The organism is Collimonas sp., assembly GCF_044339385.1.
In the GTDB taxonomy this organism is placed as follows: Bacteria; Pseudomonadota; Gammaproteobacteria; order Burkholderiales; family Burkholderiaceae_D; genus Collimonas.
The window spans coordinates 1-2,636 of record NZ_JBIIVN010000228.1 but is presented as its reverse complement, the minus strand read 5'-3'; the positions used below and the strand labels follow the sequence as shown (position 1 = coordinate 2,636).

The following is a 2,636-nucleotide window of genomic DNA, read 5'->3' as shown; positions in this document are numbered from 1 at the left end:
CTAACATTTCCATGGTGATCACCTTATATCTCCTGCCTAAAAATTAGACAGGGCAAGTAGAACACCTGGGTCAATTTTGAATCAGCACTATGCCCTTTGCTGGGTCAATTTTCGGTCAGCCGCAACATCAGTAGATGCAAAGCCACATACTTCAGCGCGCCCCAGCCGCCAGCCGGTTGGTTGTACTGTTCAATCTTCTGGTTGCTCAATTTTGACCCCTGGACTTGACGCATCGCACGCACACCGCGCCGATTCGATCAAAGTCTAATTGGCAGCCGCTAAACGCAGCATGTACAGTAGGGACTGTAAATATAGAGCACAGTTACATATTCCAGAGGCTCTGTGCTTGTTTCTTATTTGCAATATGGAGTCGCATCGCGTCATAGAAGTTGTTACTTGTGACCGCCGCCGCCACCGCCATGGCCGCCGCTGCTAAAGTCATTCCCGCGCTCACCGCCGCGTCGGCCACCACCCCCGCGCCGGAATACAGGGGATTGGGGCTGACATAGGCGCTCACTGAATGGTCAAGTACGCCGGGCGGCGCCACTTGGCTGAGATCGAAGTGCCCTAGATATTGTTCAGCGTCGAAATTCCACGCGAATGATTTGTCGCCAACCACAAATTTCACGACTTCCCCACCGGTGACATTCACATATGCGGTATCCGAGGCAATCAAGATAGTGCGGGTGGCGGCCGTTAGCGGCGCCGGATCACCTAACAAGTCTGGTCTGAGAGGCATTGAACAGGCGCCGCAAAGCGTAGCGGCGAGCAGAGTTTGCACCAACAATCCAGCGTTCATGAGTCCTCCTGCAGTCACGTGGCAAGAGCGAAAGCTGCGCATGCCGGCCACATGTCGTTAGAGTGCGGCACATCGTGTTTTGTTCATTGGAGCGAAGCAGCCGCCGCTGTCGAGCTTGATGCAGTTGCAATCCATTAATCTAGATCACAGGCAAAAAAACCGTCGCAGCCTCCCGTTGTAGGGGGACGTTGCGACGGTCTTTGTGAATGTATTAATTGTGGTTAATTAAGTGTAATTGAGATTAATTTATCTTGATTTAACTTAATTGCACTTAATTAAACGTTGAACAGGAAGTTCAACACATCGCCATCCTTGACGACGTATTCCTTGCCTTCGGCACGCATCTTGCCGGCTTCCTTGGCGCCTTGCTCACCCTTGTGGCTGATGTAGTCGTCATAGGCGATGGTTTGCGCACGGATGAAGCCGCGTTCGAAGTCTGTGTGGATCACGCCGGCTGCTTGTGGGCCGGTGTCGCCGACGCGGATGGTCCGGGCGCGGACTTCCTTGACGCCTGCGGTGAAGTAGGTTTGCAGGCCGAGCAGCTTGAAGGCGGCACGGATCAGTCGGTCCAGGCCGGGTTCTTCCATGCCCATGTCGGCCAGGAATTCCTGTTTGTCGGCTTCGTCCAGGTCGGCGATTTCCGATTCGATGGCGGCGCAAATTGCTACGATAGGGGCATTTTGCGAGGCTGCGTATTTGGTCAGCTGGTCCAGCAGCGGATTGTTGGTGAAGCCGTGGTCGGAAACGTTGGCGACATACATTGCCGGTTTGGCCGTGATCAGGCACAGCGGCTTGATCAGCGCCATTTCTTCGGCGTCGAGGCCGCAGGCGCGCACCGGCTTGGCCTGATCCAGTTCCGGCATCAGGCGTTCCAGCAGCGCTACCAGCTTGGCAGCATCCTTGTCGCCGGAGCGGGCTTTCTTGTTTTCGCGATGAATGGCTTTTTCTACTGTGCCCATGTCGGCCAATGCCAGCTCGGTCTGAATCACGTCGATGTCGTCGAGCGGATTGATCTTGCCGGCCACGTGGATCACGTTGTCGTCTTCAAAGCAGCGCACGACATTGACGATCGCATCGGTTTCGCGGATATGCGCCAGAAACTGGTTACCCAAGCCTTCGCCTTTGGATGCGCCTGCCACCAAGCCTGCGATGTCGACAAATTCCACTGTCGCCGGCAGGATGCGCTCCGGCTTGACGATCTCAGCCAGCGCCTTGAGGCGTGGGTCCGGCACTTCGACCATGCCGACGTTCGGTTCGATGGTGCAGAACGGATAATTTTCCGCCGGGATGCCGGCTTTGGTTAGCGCATTGAAGAGGGTCGATTTGCCGACGTTAGGAAGACCGACGATGCCGCATTTGAGACTCATGGAAAAACTTTCTAAATCAATAGGTTAGCTGTGTTTATATTCGCTTTGCGAGCCAACTGCGAAGGCGTGGGCTGAATTGTGAAATGACACAGTGTAAATAAAAAAGTGGGGGTGGAATCCGCTAACGACATCCGCTTGCAATCTCAGTTCGCGAAGCAATTCAGGATACAGACAGCTTCACTGTTTTAACGCCCATCCGCTTCTCAAGCCTCAATTGTAACTCCCCGCAGGCGCATATCCTGAGCCGATGAGATAAATGATAGGCGACATATCGGCATATTTCCAAACCTTGGCGTTGCTGATTGTCGTATTCCTTGTGACCAGCATGAATGATTAGATTACTAAGAGACGGTTTCATAAAGGCCCGAAGGGGCTGTTAACTTTTCCGGCAAGCTGCTACTCTCCGGCATTGATATAGATAAGGCTGAAGAAGAGATGGGCAAACCGATCGTGGAAGATGCACTGTGGAC

Annotated in this window: 2 protein-coding genes; both read right to left on the bottom strand. The window is 53.7% G+C overall.

Translation table 11 applies throughout. From position 1 onward, the window contains the following. Nucleotides 1-322: 322 nt before the first annotated feature. A complete protein-coding gene (locus ACIQ0R_RS12200) occupies nt 323-799 on the bottom strand; it encodes a CzcE family metal-binding protein (protein WP_395827827.1) in 477 nt (158 codons plus the stop codon). Nucleotides 800-1,074: 275 nt separating this feature from the next. After that, nucleotides 1,075-2,166: a redox-regulated ATPase YchF gene (gene ychF, locus ACIQ0R_RS12195; RefSeq protein WP_395827824.1), complete on the bottom strand. Its 1,092-nt coding sequence runs from the start codon at nt 2,164-2,166 to the stop codon at nt 1,075-1,077. Nucleotides 2,167-2,636 lie beyond the last annotated feature (470 nt).

What these genes read in the sequence shown, in the direction of transcription:
- ychF (WP_395827824.1), bottom strand. Translation starts at nt 2,166, where the DNA reads ATGAGTCTCAAATGCGGCATCGTCGGTCTTCCTAACGTCGGCAAATCG.
- ACIQ0R_RS12200 (WP_395827827.1), bottom strand. Translation starts at nt 799, where the DNA reads ATGAACGCTGGATTGTTGGTGCAAACTCTGCTCGCCGCTACGCTTTGC.